This window comes from Micromonospora sp. NPDC049139 (assembly GCF_055586845.1).
On record NZ_JBVJHK010000003.1, the window covers coordinates 269,813 to 286,213 of the forward strand.

Here is a 16,401-nt window from a genome sequence, read left to right on the forward strand (position 1 = left end):
GCTCGCGTGGCTCCCGACCGCTCGGGTGGCTGCCCGACCGCTCGGGTGGCTCCCGACCGCTCGGGTGGCTGCCCGACCGCTCGGGTGGCTGCCCCGTCTGTGAGGGCAGCTCGCCAGCGTCGTCGCGCATCCACCCAGCGGCAGCCCGAGCGCGTCGAGATCTTGGCCACGTGTCGGTCAGGCGGACCGGCACCTGTCCGACCGTTTCGCAGCTCAACGACCCGTTCGGCTCGTGAGCCCAACTTTCCCCCACGACCGTGGGGCCACTACAGTGCCAGGAATGCCGGACATGGTGCAGCCACAGGTCAAGCTCATCGCGTGGACCCACTTCGAGGCCCCGGACGACGTGCCGTGGTCGACCGACGCCGAGGGCGGCCAGGCGCTCGCCGAGTTCGCCGGCCGGGCCTGCTACCAGAGCTGGAAGAAGCCCAACCCGGCCACGGCCACCAACGCCGGCTACCTCGCGCACATCCTCGAGGTCGGGCACCTGAGCGTGCTGGAGCACGGCTCGGTCAGCTTCTACTTCAGCGGCGTGTCCCGCTCGTTCACCCACGAGCTGATCCGGCACCGCCACTTCTCCTACTCCCAGCTCTCCCAGCGGTACGTGCCGGAGCGGGACGCCGCCATGGTCGAGCCCTCGGTGATCGCCGAGGACCCGGAGCTGCACAAGAAGTTCGTGGAGGCCGCCGAGGCGAGCGTGCGCGCGTACAACGAGCTGCTGGAGGGGCTGGAGCGGCGCTTCGCGGACGTGGAGAACGCCACGCTGCGGCGCAAGCAGGCCCGCCAGGCGGCCCGCGCCGTCCTGCCCAACGCCACCGAGACGCGGATCGTGGTCACCGGCAACTACCGGGCCTGGCGGCACTTCATCGCCATGCGCGCCACCGAGCACGCCGACGTCGAGATCCGCGAGCTGGCGGTGGAGTGCCTGCGGCAACTCCAGCGGGTCGCCCCGAACGTCTTCGCCGACTTCGTCGTCTCGGCCCTGCCCGACGGCACCGAGGTGGCCGCCAGCCCGCACGCCGAGCTGTCCTGAGCCCTTCCCCGGCGGGGTGCCGGTGGTCGTCCGCTAGGTTGGTGGCATGACGCACGACCACCCTGACACCCCCGCCCGGGCGGTGTCCCGCCCCTTCGGGCGAGTGCTCACGGCCATGGTGACCCCGTTCACCGCCGACGGCTCGCTCGACCTCGACGGCGCGGCGCGCCTCGCCAGCTACCTGGTGGACGAGCAGGGCAACGACGCGCTGGTGGTCAACGGCACCACCGGCGAGTCGCCGACCACCACCGACGCGGAGAAGGAACACCTGATCCGGGCGGTGGTGGAGGCCGTCGGCGACCGCGCCAAGGTCGTGGCGGGGGTCGGCACCAACGACACCCGGCACACCATCGAGCTGGCCACCGGCGCGGAGAAGGCCGGCGCGCACGGCCTGCTCGTGGTCACCCCGTACTACAACAAGCCGCCGCAGGCCGGCCTGCTGCGCCACTTCACCGCCGTCGCGGACGCCACCGGGCTGCCGGTGATGCTCTACGACATCCCGCACCGCTCCGGCGTGCCGATTGCCACCGAGACGATGGTGCGGCTGGCCGAGCACGGCCGGATCGTCGCGGTGAAGGACGCCAAGGGTGACCTGACCGCGACCGGCTGGGTCACCGCCCGCACCAACCTCGCCTTCTACAGCGGCGAGGACTCGCTGACCCTGCCCGCGCTGGCCGTGGGCGCCGTCGGCGTGGTCGGCACCTCGACCCACTTCACCGGCGCGCTCACCAAGCGGATGATCGAGGCGTACGACGCGGGGGACACCGCCGGCGCGCTGGACCTGCACCGGCGGCTGCTGCCGCTGTACACCGGCATCTTCCGCACCCAGGGCGTGATCCTGGTGAAGGCCGGCCTGGCCGCCGCCGGGATGCCCGCCGGCCCGGTGCGTCCGCCGCTGGTCGACGCGACCGACGACGAGATCGCCCAGCTCCGCGCGGACTGCGCGGCAGCGGGCCTGGAACTGCCCGAATGACCGAACGACACGACGGGCGCCGGGTGACGGCGCCGCAGAATGAGGTGGACGCGTGACCGAGGCGCACATCGAGGCGGAACTGCCCCCGCCGCTGCCGGAGGGTGGGCTGCGGATCATCCCGCTCGGCGGGCTCGGCGCCATCGGTCGCAACATGACCGTCTTCGAGTACGACGGCAAGCTGCTCGTCGTCGACTGCGGGGTGCTCTTCCCGGACGTGGAGCAGCCCGGCGTCGACCTGATCCTGCCGGACTTCGGCCCGATCCTCGACCGGCTCGACGACGTCCAGGCGATCGTGCTCACCCACGGCCACGAGGACCACATCGGCGCGGTTCCCTACCTGCTCGCGCACAAGCCCGACATCCCGCTGGTCGGTTCGCAGTTCACGCTGGCCCTGGTCGAGGCGAAGCTCGCCGAGCGGCGGATCCAGCCCTACACGCTGACCGTGCGGGAGGGCGGCCGGGAGCGGCTCGGCCCGTTCGAGTGCGAGTTCTTCGCGGTCAACCACTCGATCCCGGACGCGCTCGCGGTGGCCATCCGCACCCCGGCCGGCCTGGTGCTGCACACCGGCGACTTCAAGATGGACCAGCTCCCGCTGGACGGCCGGATCACCGACCTGGCCGGGTTCGCCCGGCTCGGCGCCGAGGGCGTGGACCTGCTGCTGTCGGACTCCACCAACGCGGAGATCCCCGGCTTCGTCACCCCCGAACGCGAGATCGGGCCGGTGCTCGACTCGATCTTCGCGAAGGCGCGCGGCCGGATCATCGTCGCCTCGTTCGCCTCGCACGTGCACCGGGTGCAGCAGGTCTTCGACTCCGCCGCCGAGCACGGCCGCAAGGTCGCCCTGATCGGCCGCTCCATGGTCCGCAACATGGGCATCGCCCGCGACCTCGGGCTGCTCAACATCCCGGCCGGGCTGGTCGTCGGGCTGGAAGAGGCGACCACCATGCCGCCCGAGCAGATCGTGCTGATGTCCACCGGCTCGCAGGGCGAGCCGATGAGCGCCCTGGGCCGGATGGCCAGCGGCGACCACCGGCACATCACCATCGCCCCCGGCGACACGGTGGTGCTCGCCTCGTCGCTGGTGCCCGGCAACGAGACGTCCGTCTACCGGGTCATCAACCGGCTGGCCCGGGCCGGCGCGGTGGTGGTGCACAAGGACGTGGCCAAGGTGCACGTCTCCGGCCACGCCCCCGCCGGCGAGCTGCTCTACCTGCTGAACGTGGTGCGCCCCAGCAACCTGATGCCGGTGCACGGTGAGTGGCGGCACCTGCGCGCGCACGCCCGGCTCGGCATCGAGTCCGGTGTCGCCCCCGACCGCGTGGTGCTCTGCGAGGACGGCGACGTCGTCGACCTCGTCGAGGGCCGGGCCAGCCTCGTCGGGCACGTGAAGAGCCGCTACGTCTACGTCGACGGCCTCGCCGTCGGCGACGTCAGCGAGTCGCTGCTCACCGAGCGGCGGATCCTCGGCGACGGCGGGTTCATCGCCACCACCGTGGTCGTCGACTCCGTGACCGGCAAGGTGGTCGGCGGTCCCACCCTCTCCGCCAAGGGCTTCTCGGAGGACCCGGAGGCGTTCAACCCGGTGATCCCGCTGGTCACCGAGGCCCTGAACCGGGCGGCGGCCGACGGCATCACCGACCCGCACCAGCTCCAGCAGATCGTCCGGCGCACTGTGGGGCGGTGGGTGAACGACGCGTACCGGCGCCGGCCCATGATCGTGCCCACCGTCGTCGAGGTCTGACCCCCGCTTCACCGACGCCCGCCCGCACCCCGTGTGCCGGCGGGCGTCGCGGCGTCCGGGGCCGTCGGCTCAGGCCAGCAGCGCGTTCAGCTCGCCGTAGCTGATCGCGCCGGCCAGCGAGTCGTACGAGCCGGAGCGCAGCGCCTCCGTGGCGGCGCGGCGGACCAGCCCGTACGCGGCCTCGGCGAGCGCCGAGCCGAGGCTGACCCGGGCCACCCCCAGCCCGGCCAGGGCGGCCACGGGGAGCGACCCCGGCCCGGCGAGCACGTTGACCGGCCCGTCGATCCCGGCGACCAGCGCCCCGATGGTCTCCGCGTCGACCACGCCCGGCACGAAGATGCCGTCCGCGCCCGCCGCCCGGTACGCCGCCGCCCGGCGCAGCGTCTCCGCCAGCCGGTCCGCCGGGTCGCCGACGGCCCGCAGGAACACGTCGGTGCGGGCGTTGACGAAGAGCCGTACCCCTGCCTCGTCGGCGGCCTCCCGGGCCGCCCGGATGCGGGCGCACTGCCCGTCGACCGGGCGCAGCGGGGACGTCCCTGCCGGCGGGGCGTCCTCGATGTTGACGCCGACCGCGCCGGCGGCGAGCACCGCGGTCACGGTGCGGGCGACCCCGGCCGGGTCGGCGGCGTACCCGCTCTCGATGTCGGCGGTGACCGGGACGGTGACGGCGGCGGCGACGCGGGCGACCACCGCCAGGGCGCCGTCCCGGTCCAGCTCGTCGCCGTCCGGCGCGCCCAGGCTCCAGGAGACGCCGGCGCTGGTGGTGGCGACGGCGGTCGCGCCGCAGTCGGCCACGATCCGCGCGCTGGCGGCGTCCCAGGCGTTGGGCAGCACGAGGGGGGAGCCGGGCCGGTGCAGGGAGTGCAGGAGCAGGGCGGTGCGCTGTCGGTGCGTCGTCATAGGCACGAGTCCACCAGGGCGGGAGGAGACCGTCCGGCGGGTTTCGGACCTCACCCGTGTGCCCGCCCGGCCGGTCAGGGCAGCGCGGCCACGGCATCGGCGTACGCGACGCCGGTGTCGACGGCCGCGTCGAGCAGGACCGTGAGCTGGGCCGGGGCCACCCCGTGCGCCAGGTCGGTGCTGACGTCGCCGGCCAGCACCAGCTCGCCCCCGAGGTCGTGCACGTACGCCTTCGGCAGCAGCCGGTCGTGGTTCCACGCGTTGCAGAACGCGTACGCCTCGGCGAGCCGGTCGGCCGGCAGCCGGCGGCTCGCCACCGCGCGCGCCCGGAGGATCTCGCCCCGCTCGCCGGCCCGGCGGAACTGGATGAGCGCCTCGCCCCACCGGCCGACCACGGTGCCGTCGGCGTCCACGGCGTAGTGGTCCCCGCGCCGGTCCAGGGCGGCCGTGATCATCTCCACGCTCAGCGGGCGTGGCTCCCCGTCGGCCGGCGGGTCGTCGTCGGCCGGGTCGCCCGGGTCGTCGTCGGGCGCGTCGTCCGGCGGCAGCGGCACCGGTGCGGCGAGCGGCCGCTCGGCCAGCCAGGACGCGATCCGGCCGGACTGGTGGCCGGTGCCGTTGCGGGCGTCGAAGCTGCCGGCCAGCGCGGTGGCCAACCCGAGCAGGGTGGCGCCGAGCGTGGCCACGTCGAGGTCGGCGGCCGGGCGGTCGCCGTACCCGGGTCGGTGCACCGTCCGGCCCCCCAGCCCCGCCTCGACGGCGAGCGCGCAGACCAGCGCCCCGGCGGCGGCGAACTCCATCGCGGACAGGTCGTCGTGCGGCCGGTCCAGCCGGGGCAGCTGCTCGGCCAGGACGTCCAGCCCCCGGGCGGGGTGCCCGCCCAGCGCGCACCACCGCAGGTGCGCGGCGAGGTACGGGAAGGCGGCCTGCTCCCGCCGGTGCCGCCGGTACGCCCGCACGTGCGCCTCGGCTGCCCGCGCCGGCTCCCCGGCGCGCAGCCAGGGCAGCAGCCCGGCGGCCAGCGCCCGCTCGGGTTGCTCGGTGCAGCCGCCCGTGCCGGCCGCCGTTTCCGCCAGCGCGTCCAGCGCGGCCCGGTGGTCGCCCCACCCGGCGAGCAGTTCCGCCCGCCGGGCCGGCGCGCAGCCGGGGCAGCCGCCGGCCGGCGTTGCCCCGGCCGCCGACCAGCGGTCGAACCACCGCCGGGCGGCCGGCTCGTCGCCCAGGTGGTCGGCGATCCGGCAGCGCAGCTCGGCGACCACCGCCGCGTCCCCGCCCGACCCGCCGGCGCCGCCGTGGCCCGTAGCGCCCGCCGGGGCGCGGCCGTGGCCCGTAGCGCCCGCCGGGGCGCGGCCGTGGCCCGTCGCGCCCGCCGGGGCGCGGCCGTGGCCCGTTACGCCCGCCGTGGCGCCGCCGTGGCCCGTTACGCCCGCCTGGGCGGCACCGCCGGAGCCTGTCCCGCAGGCCGGGTCGGCTGCGTCGCCGCCGTCCGGCGGGACGGGGGAGCGGGCGGTGGCCCGGGCGGCGAGATCGTCCAGCATGGCCAGGGCCTGGTCCAGCCCGACCCGGGGGCTGCCGAGCAGGGCCTCCACGGCGTACCGCTGGTACCGCAGCAGCAGTGCGGCGTCCGGGCCGGGCAGCAGGTCGGGGCGACGGTCGACGGTGGCGAGGCAGCGGCGTACCGGCTCGACCAGCCGCCACCGCTCCCCGTGCAGCAGATAGCCCTCGATCAGCGCGAACCGGGCCTCCACCGCGGACCGGTCGTCGCCGGTGGCGTCGGCGTGCGCGGCGATCCGTTCCAGCTCCGCGCTGCGGGCCTCGCCGTCGGGCGCGTCGCGGGCGTCGGCGAGCGCCTCGGCCAGCGCCGGGTCCCGGTGCCGCCGCCCGCCCCACCGGCCGGTCGGCCCGAAGGGGTCCAGCCCGCGAGGGGCCGGCTCCCCGCCCCGGCCCGTCACGCCACGACCCCGCCGGGCAGCCGGGCGACCTCGGTGGCGAGCTGGCAGCCGGTGGCGATGCCGCAGTCGAGCAGCTGGTCGAGCTGGTGCGGGGTGACCCCGCGCTCCAGGTCGGTGATGACCTCGCCGCAGACCCGGGCCCGCCCGTCGTCCTCGACGTGCACGAACGCCTTCGGCCAGAGCCGGTCGTGGTTCCACGCGTTGCAGAAGGCGTGCAGCGCCGGCACGTACTCGATCGGGAACGTCGGCGCGGCCAGGGTGCGGACCTGGAGCAGCTCACCGGCGGCGCCCGGCCGCAGGAACCAGATCAGGCTGTCGGCCCAGCGGCCGACCAGGTCGCCGTCCGCGTCGGCCTGGACCACGTACCCCCGGCTGTGCAGGACGGCGGCGATCAGCTCACCGGTCAGCGGTCGCAGCGCCGCCGGGTGTCCGGCCAGGGGGCCGTCCGGACCGTCCTCGATTCCCGGCGACGCCATCGGGCATCCCTTCTGAGGCAGATATCACGTGAAGCGGCGCGGTCCGCGCTGCGACGCGCGGACACGACCCGGAAAAGCGGCGATCTGCCGGGTCACGCCGTTAAGTTGATGCTATGGCGGGCCGTACCTCTCAGGCGAGTCGGCGGCGCGGCGCGTCGCCGCGTGGCACCACGAACAGCCGTGCCCGCCAGCCGGCGAAGAAGACCGCCCGGCCGGCCCCCCGGCGGCGGCCCGCGGCGCGGCCGGGCCCGGGGCTCCTCGTCGGGCGCGCGGTCGGCGCACTGTGGATGGGGCTGGCGCACGGCGTCGGTTGGGCGTTCCGCGCCGCCGGCCGGCAGGCCGCCTCGGCCCGCGGGCTCGACCCGGAGCACCGCCGTGACGGCGCGGGGCTGTTGGTCTTCGGTCTCGCCCTGCTCAGCGCGGTGGCCATCTGGTTCTCCGGCGCCGGCCCGGTCGGCGAGCAGCTGGCCGACACCGTCCGGCTCTTCCTCGGCGCGATCGCCATCGTGGTGCCGGTGCTGCTGATGATCGGGGCCTGGCGTCTCATGCGCGAGCCCGGCGACCCGGAGCACCGCGGCCGGGGGCTGGTCGGCTGGGGCTCGATGCTGGTCGCCACCGCCGCGATGCTGCACATCGGGCAGAACCCGGTCGACGCGGTCCAGCGCGACTTCGCCGGCGGCCTGGTCGGCGCGGGCGTGGGCAGCCTGTTGGAGCGGGCCGTCACCGCCTGGGTCGCCGTGCCGCTGCTGATCCTGCTGCTGGTCTTCGGCCTGCTGGTGGTCACCGCGACGCCGATCAACAAGATCCCGGAGCGGCTCGGCCTGCTCGCCGGCACCCTGGTCGCCCCGCCGGCGGAGGAGGAGACGGACGAGGCGCCCGCGAAGCCCGCCCGCAAGCGCGCGACGAAGCGGGCGGCGCCGCCGCCGGTCGACCCGGCGGAGTTCGACGACGAACTTGACGGGGCGGACCTCCAGGAAACCCTCGTGCTGCCCCGCAAGCGCCCCGGCAAGGTCCCGGCCAGCCGCAAGCCGGTCGAGCCGCCGGAGCACTCGCCCGCACCGACCCGGGCCGAGCAGCTCGCGCTGACCGGGCTGGCCGGCGACTACACCCTGCCGCCGGCGAACATGCTCAGCAGCGGCGCGGCCCCGAAGAGCCGGAGCCGGGCCAACGACGAGGTGATCGCCGCGCTCACCGGCGTCTTCGAGCAGTTCGACGTGGACGCCGCCGTCACCGGCTTCACCCGCGGGCCGACCGTCACCCGCTACGAGGTGGAGCTGGGCCCGGGCGTCAAGGTCGAGCGGATCACCCAGCTCTCCCGCAACATCGCGTACGCGGTGAAGTCGCCGGACGTGCGGATCCTGAGCCCGATCCCGGGCAAGAGCGCGGTCGGCGTGGAGATCCCGAACACCGACCCGGAGAACGTGGCGCTCGGCGACGTGCTGCGCTCGCGGGCCGCCACCGGCGACCACCACCCGATGGTGGTGGCGCTCGGCAAGGACATCGAGGGCGGCTACGTCGTGGCCAACCTCGCCAAGATGCCGCACATCCTGATCGCCGGCGCGACCGGCGCGGGCAAGTCGTCCTGCCTGAACTCGCTGCTGGTGTCCATTCTCACCCGGGCCACGCCGGACGAGGTGCGGCTGCTGCTGATCGACCCGAAGCGCGTCGAGATGACCGGCTACGAGGGCATCCCGCACCTGGTCACGCCGATCGTGACCAACGCCAAGAAGGCGGCCGACTCGCTGGAGTGGGTCGTCCGCGAGATGGACATGCGCTACGACGACCTCGCCGCCAACGGGGTCCGGCACATCGACGACTTCAACCGCAAGGTGCGCACCGGCGAGATCAAGGCCCCGCCGGGCAGCGAGCGGGAGATGCGCCCGTACCCGTACCTGCTGGTGATCGTGGACGAGCTGGCCGACCTGATGATGGTCGCCCCGCGCGACGTGGAGGACTCGGTCGTCCGGATCACCCAGCTCGCCCGCGCGGCCGGCATCCACCTGGTGCTGGCCACCCAGCGCCCGTCGGTCGACGTGGTCACCGGCCTGATCAAGGCGAACGTGCCGTCCCGGCTGGCGTTCGCCACCTCCTCCCTGGCCGACTCGCGGGTCATCCTCGACCAGCCGGGCGCGGAGAAGCTGCTCGGCCGCGGCGACGGTCTCTTCCTGCCGATGGGCGCCTCGAAGCCGATCCGGATCCAGGGCGCCTGGGTGACCGAGCGCGAGATCGCCGACGTGGTGAAGTTCTGCAAGAGCCAGCGCGAGCCGGAGTTCCGCCCCGATGTGCTCGCCGCGCCGGACAGCGGCAAGAAGAAGATCGACGAGGACATCGGCGACGACCTCGACCTGCTGGTGCAGGCCGTCGAGCTGGTGGTCACCTCGCAGTTCGGCTCGACCTCCATGTTGCAGCGCAAGCTGCGGGTCGGCTTCGCCAAGGCGGGGCGGCTGATGGACCTGATGGAGACCCGGGGCGTGGTCGGCCCGTCGGAGGGCTCCAAGGCCCGCGACGTGCTGGTCAAGCCCGACGAGCTGGAGGAGGTCCTGGTCGGCCTGCGCGGCGGCGAGGAGTGACGCCGACCGGGCGCCGACGCGTTGCCGGCTCCTTCGGCCCGCCCTGGTCGACCGGGTAGGACACGGACGGGCCCGCCGGAAGCCGGCGGGCCCGTCCGTGGGGGAGCGGCGGTCAGGAGTTGTAGAGGGCAGCGCCGATGACCATGCCGATGATCGCGCCGGCCACGCTGGCGACGGCGGCGTACCAGCCGAGCGGCTTGTCGCCGAGCACGGCGCCGACGATCCCGAGGATCAGGCCGGCGAGGCCGAACAGCGGCGGCAGGAACAGGATCGCGATGACCGCGAAGACGAAGCCCAGGATGGTGCAGATGCGGGCGGCGCCACTGCGCGGGCGGGCGGTGGTGGGCATGTCGGCCATGTCTGCCTCCGGTGGGTGAGAGCCTGCGTTACCAGGCCGACCTCTACCCACTGTGGCCGTTCGTCACGCCTCGGGCCCGTGTCCTCAGTGGAAGATCTTCAGGCCCACGATGCCGGCGATCACCAGCAGGAGGCAGGCGATCCGGGGCAGGTTGGCCGGCTCGTTCAGCGCGAGCATCCCGACCAGGGCGGTGCCGACCGTCCCGATGCCGACCCAGACGGCGTAGCCGGTGCCGACCGGGATCTCGCGCAGCGCGTACCCCAGCCCGGCCATGCTGAGCACCAGCGTCACCACGAAGACCGCCGACGGGACGGGACGGCTGAAGCCGGCGCTGCGGTCGAGGGCGATCGCCCACGCCGTCTCCAGGAGTCCGGAGATCACCAGCACGATCCAGGCCATTGAAGATCACCTCTGCGGTTGCGCCCGGACCTCCGGGGCCGGGACGAGTCGGGTCTGCACGTCACGCGGGCGTCTTGGCCTGACCGGGTACGCCCACCACTCGTCCGGGACGGCCGTGGCCGTCAGGGCCGACGCTAGCACCGAACGGGACGTGCCGGAGGAGGGTGGTGAGCCCCGCCACCCCTCGTTGACCTTAACTTGACTTCAACTTGCAGTATGGGCGCATGCCGCTGCTCTTCTCCGACGCCGAGGTCACCGCCGCGCTGGACGCCCCCACCACCGTGGCGGCCATGCGGGACGCCCTGCTCGCCGCGTACGCCGGCCGCCTGGTGGCCCCGCCCCGGGCCGCCGCGCCGCTGGGTGGGGGGCGGATGGTGCTCACCGCCGGGCACCTCACCGGCGAGTGGTACGGCTTCCGCTCGTACGACACGTTCGGGCACCCGGAGAGCGAGCAGGTGGTGGTGCTGCACGACGGGCGTACGGGGGCGGTCCGGGCGGTGGCGGTCGGGGAGGAGCTGGGCTCCCGCCGCACCGGCGGGCTCGGCGGGGCCGCCGTGGACGCCCTGGCCCGCCCGGACGCCGCCACCCTGGGCGTGGTCGGTTCGGGCCGGCAGGCGTGGACGCAGGTCTGGGCGGCGGCTGCGGTCCGCCCGCTGCGCGAGGTCACGGTGCACAGCCGCTCCGCCGTCCGGCGAGAGGCGTTCGCCGCCCGGGTGCGCGCCGAGCTGGGCGTGCCGGCGCGCGCCGTGGCGTCGGCCCGGGCCGCCGTGGCCGACCGCGACGTCGTGGTGCTCGCCACCACCAGCGTCACCCCGGTGCTCGACGCCGCCGACCTCGCTCCCGGCACCCACGTCAACACGGTCGGCTTCAAGCAGGCCGACCGGCACGAGTTCGGCCCCGACCTGCTGGACGCCGCCGACCTGCTGGTCACCGACTCGCCGGCGCAGGCCGCCGCGTACGATCCGCCGATGCTCGCGGCGCTCCCGGCGTACGCCGGGCGGCTGCGCGACCTGGGCGGGGTGCTGGCCGGCGCGGTGCCGGGCCGGACCGGCGCGGACCAGGTCTCGGTCTTCTGCTCGACCGGCCTGGCCGGCACCGAGGTGTTCCTGCTCGACCGCCTGGTCCGGGTCGGCGCGGCGACCGTCTGACCGGCGCGGCGTCCGTCACCCCGGCGCCGAGCCACGAAGGAAGGGCCCCTTCCTCTACCGAATCCGTTAACAAGGTGCCCTTCCTTGCAGGACGGGCGTGCGTGGGGGGTCGCGGGCGGCCCGGTACCCTCGGATGGTGTCTGCCACCTCCTCTTCCGACAACTCCGACGGCCGCCGGGTCGCCCTGCTGACGCTGGGCTGCGCCCGCAACGAGGTCGACTCGGAGGAGTTGGCCGCCCGGCTGCACGCTGACGGCTGGCAGGTCACCACCGACGGCGAGGGCGCCGACGTGGTGGTCGTGAACACCTGCGGCTTCGTGGAGAAGGCGAAGCAGGACTCCATCCAGACCCTGCTGGCCGCCGCCGACACCGGCGCGAAGGTGGTCGCGGCCGGCTGCATGGCCGAGCGGTACGGCCGTGAGCTGGCCGACAGCCTCCCCGAGGCGCAGGCCGTGCTCAGCTTCGACGACTACCCGGACATCGCCGCCCGGCTGGACGCCGTGGTCGCCGGCGAGGCGATCCACGCGCACACCCCGCGCGACCGCCGCGAGCTGCTCCCGCTGACCCCGGTCTCCCGCCGGGACAGCGCGGTGTCGCTGCCCGGCCACGGCACCCCCGCCCGGGGCGTCACCGAGACCGACGAGCACACCCCGGCGCACCTGCGCCAGGTGCTGCGCCGCCGGCTCGACACCGGCCCGGTCGCCTCGCTGAAGCTCGCCAGCGGCTGCGACCGGCGCTGCGCGTTCTGCGCCATCCCCGCCTTCCGCGGCGCCTTCGTCTCGCGTACGCCGGACGAGCTGCTCGCCGAGGCGGAGTGGCTGGCCAAGACCGGCGTCCGCGAGCTGGTGCTGGTCAGCGAGAACTCGACCTCGTACGGCAAGGACCTGGGTGATCCCCGGGCGCTGGAGAAGCTGCTGCCGCAGCTCGCCGCGATCGACGGCATCGTCCGGGTGCGGGCGAGCTACCTCCAGCCGGCCGAGACCCGGCCCGGCCTGGTCGAGGCGATCGCCACCACGCCCGGCGTGGCCCCCTACTTCGACCTGTCGTTCCAGCACTCCAGCGAGTCGGTGCTGCGCCGGATGCGCCGCTTCGGCTCCACCGACCGGTTCCTGGAGCTGCTGGCGAGCGCCCGCGCCCTGGCCCCGGAGGCGGGCGCGCGGAGCAACTTCATCGTCGGCTTCCCGGGCGAGACCCGCGCCGACTACCAGGAGCTGGTCCGCTTCCTGACCGAGGCGCGGCTCGACGCGATCGGCGTGTTCGACTACAGCGACGAGGACGGCACCGAGGCCGCCGGGCTGCCCGGCAAGGTCTCCGCCGCCACCGTCAAGCGCCGGTACGACCGGCTCGGCGCGCTCGCCGACGAGCTCTGTTCGCAGCGGGCCGAGGAGCGGCTCGGCTCCACCGTCGAGGTGCTGGTCGACTCGGTCGCCGACGGCGTGGTCGAGGGGCGGGCGGCCCACCAGGCCCCCGAGGTCGACGGCTCGACCACCCTCGTCGCGCCGTCCGGCGGCGGGGTGGACCTCGCCGCGCTGCGCCCCGGCGACCTGGTGCGGGCGACGGTGACGGGCACCGAAGGGGTGGACCTCGTCGCGGTCCCGGATGAGATGATCTCGGCTGCGCCCGGCGCGGCACGGTGACGGCGGGCCCGGACAGAGCGGGGGAGCCACGTGGTGGGGTGCCAGATGCACCACGGCGGCCGGAGCGGGGGACGGCGGTGACCGGGGCGACGGATTCCACGCCGGCGCCGGTGGTGGCCCGGGTGCCCGTGCTGAACGCGGCGAACGCGCTCACCGCGCTGCGGCTGGTCCTGGTGCCGATCTTCGGCGCGTCCCTGGTCGTCTCGGGGATGACCCACGCCGGCTGGCAGATGGCCGCCTGCCTGATCTTCGCCGTCGCCTCGGTGACCGACCTGGTCGACGGCTGGATCGCCCGCCGCTTCGCCCTGGTCACCTCGGTCGGCAAGGTCGCCGACCCGATCGCCGACAAGGCGCTCACCGGCGCCGCGTTGCTGCTGCTCTCCTGGTACGACCGGCTGCCCTGGTGGGTGACCACGGTGATCCTCGTCCGCGAGCTGGGCATCACCGGGCTGCGCTTCTGGGTGATTCGGCACGGGGTGATCGCGGCCAGCCGGGGCGGCAAGATCAAGACAGCGCTCCAGATCCTCGCGATCACCTGGTACCTGTGGCCGATGCCGGCCGCCCTCGCCGCCGTCGGTCCGTGGATCATGGCCGCGGCGGTCGGGGTCACGGTGGTCACCGGTTTCGACTACGTCGCCCAGGCCCTGCGCCTGCGCCGGCCCGCCTCCTGACCCGGTCTCCCGGCCGGGCGGCGGGCCGGGGATCCAGGCCGCCCACCCTGTGATCCTGTCGGCTCGGGGAGGATGAGTACGCCCGGCGGGGCGCGGGAAGGATCTGGGACATGGAGAGTGACGCGGACGGCGCGCGGCCGGTGGGCAGCCCGGCGGCGGGCGTGGTGCACCGGCTGGCGGAGCGCCACGAGACCCTGGCCACGGTGGAGTCGCTGACCGGGGGGCTGCTGGCCGCCTCGATCGTGGAGATCGCCGGGGTGAGCGGCATCTTCCGGGGCGGGCTGGTGGTCTACGCCACCGAGCTGAAGTCGCAGCTCGCCGGCGTGGCAGAGGATCTGCTGGCCGACCGCGGGCCCGTCGACCCGGATGTGGCGGTGGCCCTCGCGGAGGGCGGGCGACAGCGCTGCGGAGCCGACTGGGGCCTGGCCACGACCGGGGTGGCCGGCCCGGAGCCGCAGGACGGCAAGCCGGTCGGGCTGGTCTACGTGGCGGTGGCCGGGCCCGCCGGGGTCGACGTCCGGCAGCTCGACCTGGACGGTGGCCGCGACCACATCCGCTCCGCGGCGGTCGTCGAGGCGCTGCGGCTGCTCGCCGAGCGGATCCACCACGCCGACGCGGGCGGGGCCGAAGCCGGGCGGACCGACACCGCCGCCGCCGGGCGGCGCTGAGCCGTCTCGCGCGGCCGGGCCGTCTCGCGCGGCCGGGCCGTCTCGCGCGGCCGGGCCGTCTCGCGCGGCCGGGCCGTCTCGCGCGGCCGGGCCGTCTCGCGCGGCCGAGCCGGGCCTGGCCCGGCCGCGCAAGCCGAGCCGACCCCCGCAACGCGGGCCCACGTCCCACGCCGAGCCGATCCCACAGGCTGAGCAGACTCCGCAATCCGAGAGGCGGGGTGGGATGTCGGCGGGGCCGGCAACGGGTACGGTTGCGGGAAGGCTCCGACGGTCGGAGCCGGCACGACGTGCCGGACGGCCGCACGAAACAGTGGTGTCCCTCAGGGGAGGTGCGAATGGTCCTGCTACGCCGGGTTATCGGTGACGCACTGCGGGCGCGCCGGCAGGGGCAGCATCGCACCCTGCGCGAGGTCTCCTCCGCCGCCAACGTCAGCCTGGGCTACCTCTCCGAGATCGAGCGCGGCCAGAAGGAGCCGTCCAGCGAGCTGCTGGCGGCGATCTGCGACGCGCTGGGCGCGCGCCTGTCCGAGCTGCTGCGCGAGGTCAGCGACACGGTCGCGCTCGCCGAGCAGATGCCGGGCGTGCTCGTGCCGGTGCAGGACGAGACCGTCGACACCACCGGGGTGACCACGGTGCGCAAGGCCACGGGCCGGGGCGTGCACCAGGTCAGCTCCGACGGCAAGGTCGCCGTCCAGGTCCGCCAGGATTCGCCGCTGAAGGCCACGCTGCGCACCTCCCGCGTCCGCGGGGGCGACCGCGACGTGGTCTGCGCCGCCTGACCCACCCCACCCCGTCCGCGTCCCATGGTCGCGGTGGCGACCGCCGCGTAGGGTTGATCGCGGACGGCGTCGGCGCTCGCTTCGCTGGTCGGTACGGATGCCCCGGTGGCGTCCGGCTGGGACGATGGAGCCACTGCCGCGCCGCAGCCGGCCGGGCCCGCCCGGTCGAGGCGGAGCGACGCTACTGAGGGGATACCGCGGAGATGGCTAACCCGTTCGTCAAGGGTTGGAAGTACCTGATGGCGCTGTTCGGCGCCAGGATCGACGAGCACGCCGATCCCAAGGTGCAGATCCAGCAGGCCATCGAGGAGGCCCAGCGCCAGCACCAGGCGCTCGTCCAGCAGGCCGCCGCGGTGATCGGCAACCAGCGGCAGCTCGAGATGAAGCTGTCCCGCCAGATGTCGGAGGTCGAGCGGCTCCAGGCCAACGCGCGCCAGGCCCTCGTCCTCGCCGACCAGGCCCGCGCCAAGGGCGACGAGGCCGAGGCCAACCGCTACGAGCACTCCGCGCAGACCCTGGCCACCCAACTGGTCTCCGCCGAGCAGGCCACCGAGGACCTGAAGACCCTGCACGACCAGGCGCTGGGCGCCGCCGCCCAGGCCCGCCGGGCGGTCGAGAACAACTCGATGATCCTTCAGCAGAAGCTCGCCGAGCGCACCAAGCTGCTCAGCCAGCTGGAGCAGGCCAAGATGCAGGAGAGCGTGGCCCGCTCGCTGGAGTCGATGTCGGCGCTGACCGCGCCCGCCAACACCCCCTCGCTCGACGAGGTGCGCGACCGGATCGAGCAGCGGTACGCCACCGCGATGGGCCGCGCCGAGCTGGCCGGCAACTCCGTCGAGGGCCGGATGCTGGAGATCCAGAAGGCGACCCTCGACTCGGCCGGCTCCGCCCGGTTGGAGCAGATCCGGTCGAGCATGGCCGGTGAGCAGCTCGGCGGCAGGCAGGAACGACCGCCCGTCGCGCGTACGGAGCCCGCCGCGCCGGTAGCCGACCCGGCCGCCGCCGCCCGGCTGGACGAGATCCGGGCCAGCATGGGCCGGGAACGCGGCACCGGGGACACCACCGCCGCCGGCTGAGGCCGGTCAGGTCGAGGAGGC

15 protein-coding genes and 1 riboswitch are annotated in these 16,401 nt (G+C 74.8%); of the genes, 10 read left to right on the forward strand and 5 right to left on the reverse strand.

From position 1 onward, the window contains the following. The first annotated feature begins 289 nt into the window (after positions 1–289). Genes thyX through ACZ6Q9_RS08050 form a run of 3 tightly spaced genes read left to right on the forward strand, consistent with a single transcriptional unit; the run spans position 290 to position 3,747 of the window. Positions 290–1,033 (forward strand): FAD-dependent thymidylate synthase, encoded by a 744-nt coding sequence (gene thyX, locus ACZ6Q9_RS08040; RefSeq protein WP_393265615.1) that lies wholly within the window; start codon positions 290–292, stop codon positions 1,031–1,033. Between the two features lie 46 nt (positions 1,034–1,079). Next, positions 1,080–2,006 carry a 4-hydroxy-tetrahydrodipicolinate synthase gene (dapA, locus tag ACZ6Q9_RS08045; RefSeq protein ID WP_393265547.1) on the forward strand — a complete coding sequence of 309 codons (927 nt, stop codon included), beginning with the start codon at positions 1,080–1,082 and terminating at the stop codon, positions 2,004–2,006. Between the two features lie 52 nt (positions 2,007–2,058). Beyond that, positions 2,059–3,747, forward strand: coding sequence for a ribonuclease J (locus tag ACZ6Q9_RS08050; protein ID WP_393451800.1), 1,689 nt, complete (start codon positions 2,059–2,061; stop codon positions 3,745–3,747). A 69-nt stretch (positions 3,748–3,816) separates the two neighbouring features. Here the strand turns inward: ACZ6Q9_RS08050 and ACZ6Q9_RS08055 are convergent, their stop codons facing one another. From ACZ6Q9_RS08055 to ACZ6Q9_RS08065, 3 genes are all read right to left on the reverse strand, one after another. Continuing rightward, on the reverse strand, positions 3,817–4,647 hold the full coding sequence (locus tag ACZ6Q9_RS08055) for an isocitrate lyase/PEP mutase family protein (RefSeq protein WP_393265543.1): 831 nt from the start codon (positions 4,645–4,647) through the stop codon (positions 3,817–3,819). Positions 4,648–4,721: 74 nt separating this feature from the next. Then, positions 4,722–6,446, reverse strand: coding sequence for a YbjN domain-containing protein (locus tag ACZ6Q9_RS08060; RefSeq protein WP_396828420.1), 1,725 nt, complete (start codon positions 6,444–6,446; stop codon positions 4,722–4,724). 149 nt (positions 6,447–6,595) lie between these two features. Further along, on the reverse strand, positions 6,596–7,075 hold the full coding sequence (locus tag ACZ6Q9_RS08065; protein ID WP_393265537.1) for a YbjN domain-containing protein: 480 nt from the start codon (positions 7,073–7,075) through the stop codon (positions 6,596–6,598). 113 nt (positions 7,076–7,188) lie between these two features. On the opposite strand from ACZ6Q9_RS08065, the gene ACZ6Q9_RS08070 reads away from it, so the two are divergent. After that, on the forward strand, positions 7,189–9,645 hold the full coding sequence (locus ACZ6Q9_RS08070) for a DNA translocase FtsK (protein WP_393451803.1): 2,457 nt from the start codon (positions 7,189–7,191) through the stop codon (positions 9,643–9,645). A gap of 112 nt (positions 9,646–9,757) precedes the next feature. On the opposite strand, the gene ACZ6Q9_RS08075 is transcribed toward ACZ6Q9_RS08070, so the two are convergent. Both ACZ6Q9_RS08075 and ACZ6Q9_RS08080 read right to left on the reverse strand, forming a co-directional pair. Beyond that, entirely contained in the window at positions 9,758–10,003 is a 246-nt protein-coding gene (locus tag ACZ6Q9_RS08075) for a hypothetical protein (RefSeq protein ID WP_393451806.1), read from the reverse strand. A gap of 84 nt (positions 10,004–10,087) precedes the next feature. Next, positions 10,088–10,402 carry a DMT family transporter gene (locus ACZ6Q9_RS08080; protein ID WP_350705037.1) on the reverse strand — a complete coding sequence of 105 codons (315 nt, stop codon included), beginning with the start codon at positions 10,400–10,402 and terminating at the stop codon, positions 10,088–10,090. 62 nt (positions 10,403–10,464) lie between these two features. Further along, a riboswitch (guanidine-III (ykkC-III) riboswitch) is annotated at positions 10,465–10,529 on the reverse strand. Between the two features lie 97 nt (positions 10,530–10,626). On the opposite strand from ACZ6Q9_RS08080, the gene ACZ6Q9_RS08085 reads away from it, so the two are divergent. The 6 genes from ACZ6Q9_RS08085 (at position 10,627) to ACZ6Q9_RS08110 (ending at position 16,380) form a co-directional block, all read left to right on the forward strand. After that, complete coding sequence (locus tag ACZ6Q9_RS08085) at positions 10,627–11,550, forward strand: ornithine cyclodeaminase family protein (RefSeq protein ID WP_393265531.1); 924 nt, start codon at positions 10,627–10,629, stop codon at positions 11,548–11,550. A 133-nt stretch (positions 11,551–11,683) separates the two neighbouring features. After that, positions 11,684–13,186 (forward strand): 30S ribosomal protein S12 methylthiotransferase RimO, encoded by a 1,503-nt coding sequence (rimO, locus tag ACZ6Q9_RS08090; protein WP_393265528.1) that lies wholly within the window; start codon positions 11,684–11,686, stop codon positions 13,184–13,186. 77 nt (positions 13,187–13,263) lie between these two features. Beyond that, positions 13,264–13,857 carry a CDP-diacylglycerol--glycerol-3-phosphate 3-phosphatidyltransferase gene (pgsA, locus tag ACZ6Q9_RS08095; RefSeq protein ID WP_393265525.1) on the forward strand — a complete coding sequence of 198 codons (594 nt, stop codon included), beginning with the start codon at positions 13,264–13,266 and terminating at the stop codon, positions 13,855–13,857. 110 nt (positions 13,858–13,967) lie between these two features. After that, positions 13,968–14,525, forward strand: coding sequence for a CinA family protein (locus tag ACZ6Q9_RS08100; RefSeq protein ID WP_393265524.1), 558 nt, complete (start codon positions 13,968–13,970; stop codon positions 14,523–14,525). A gap of 335 nt (positions 14,526–14,860) precedes the next feature. Then, positions 14,861–15,304 (forward strand): helix-turn-helix domain-containing protein, encoded by a 444-nt coding sequence (locus ACZ6Q9_RS08105; RefSeq protein WP_350705047.1) that lies wholly within the window; start codon positions 14,861–14,863, stop codon positions 15,302–15,304. Between the two features lie 203 nt (positions 15,305–15,507). Then, complete coding sequence (locus tag ACZ6Q9_RS08110) at positions 15,508–16,380, forward strand: PspA/IM30 family protein (RefSeq protein WP_396828216.1); 873 nt, start codon at positions 15,508–15,510, stop codon at positions 16,378–16,380. The last annotated feature ends 21 nt before the right edge of the window (positions 16,381–16,401 follow it).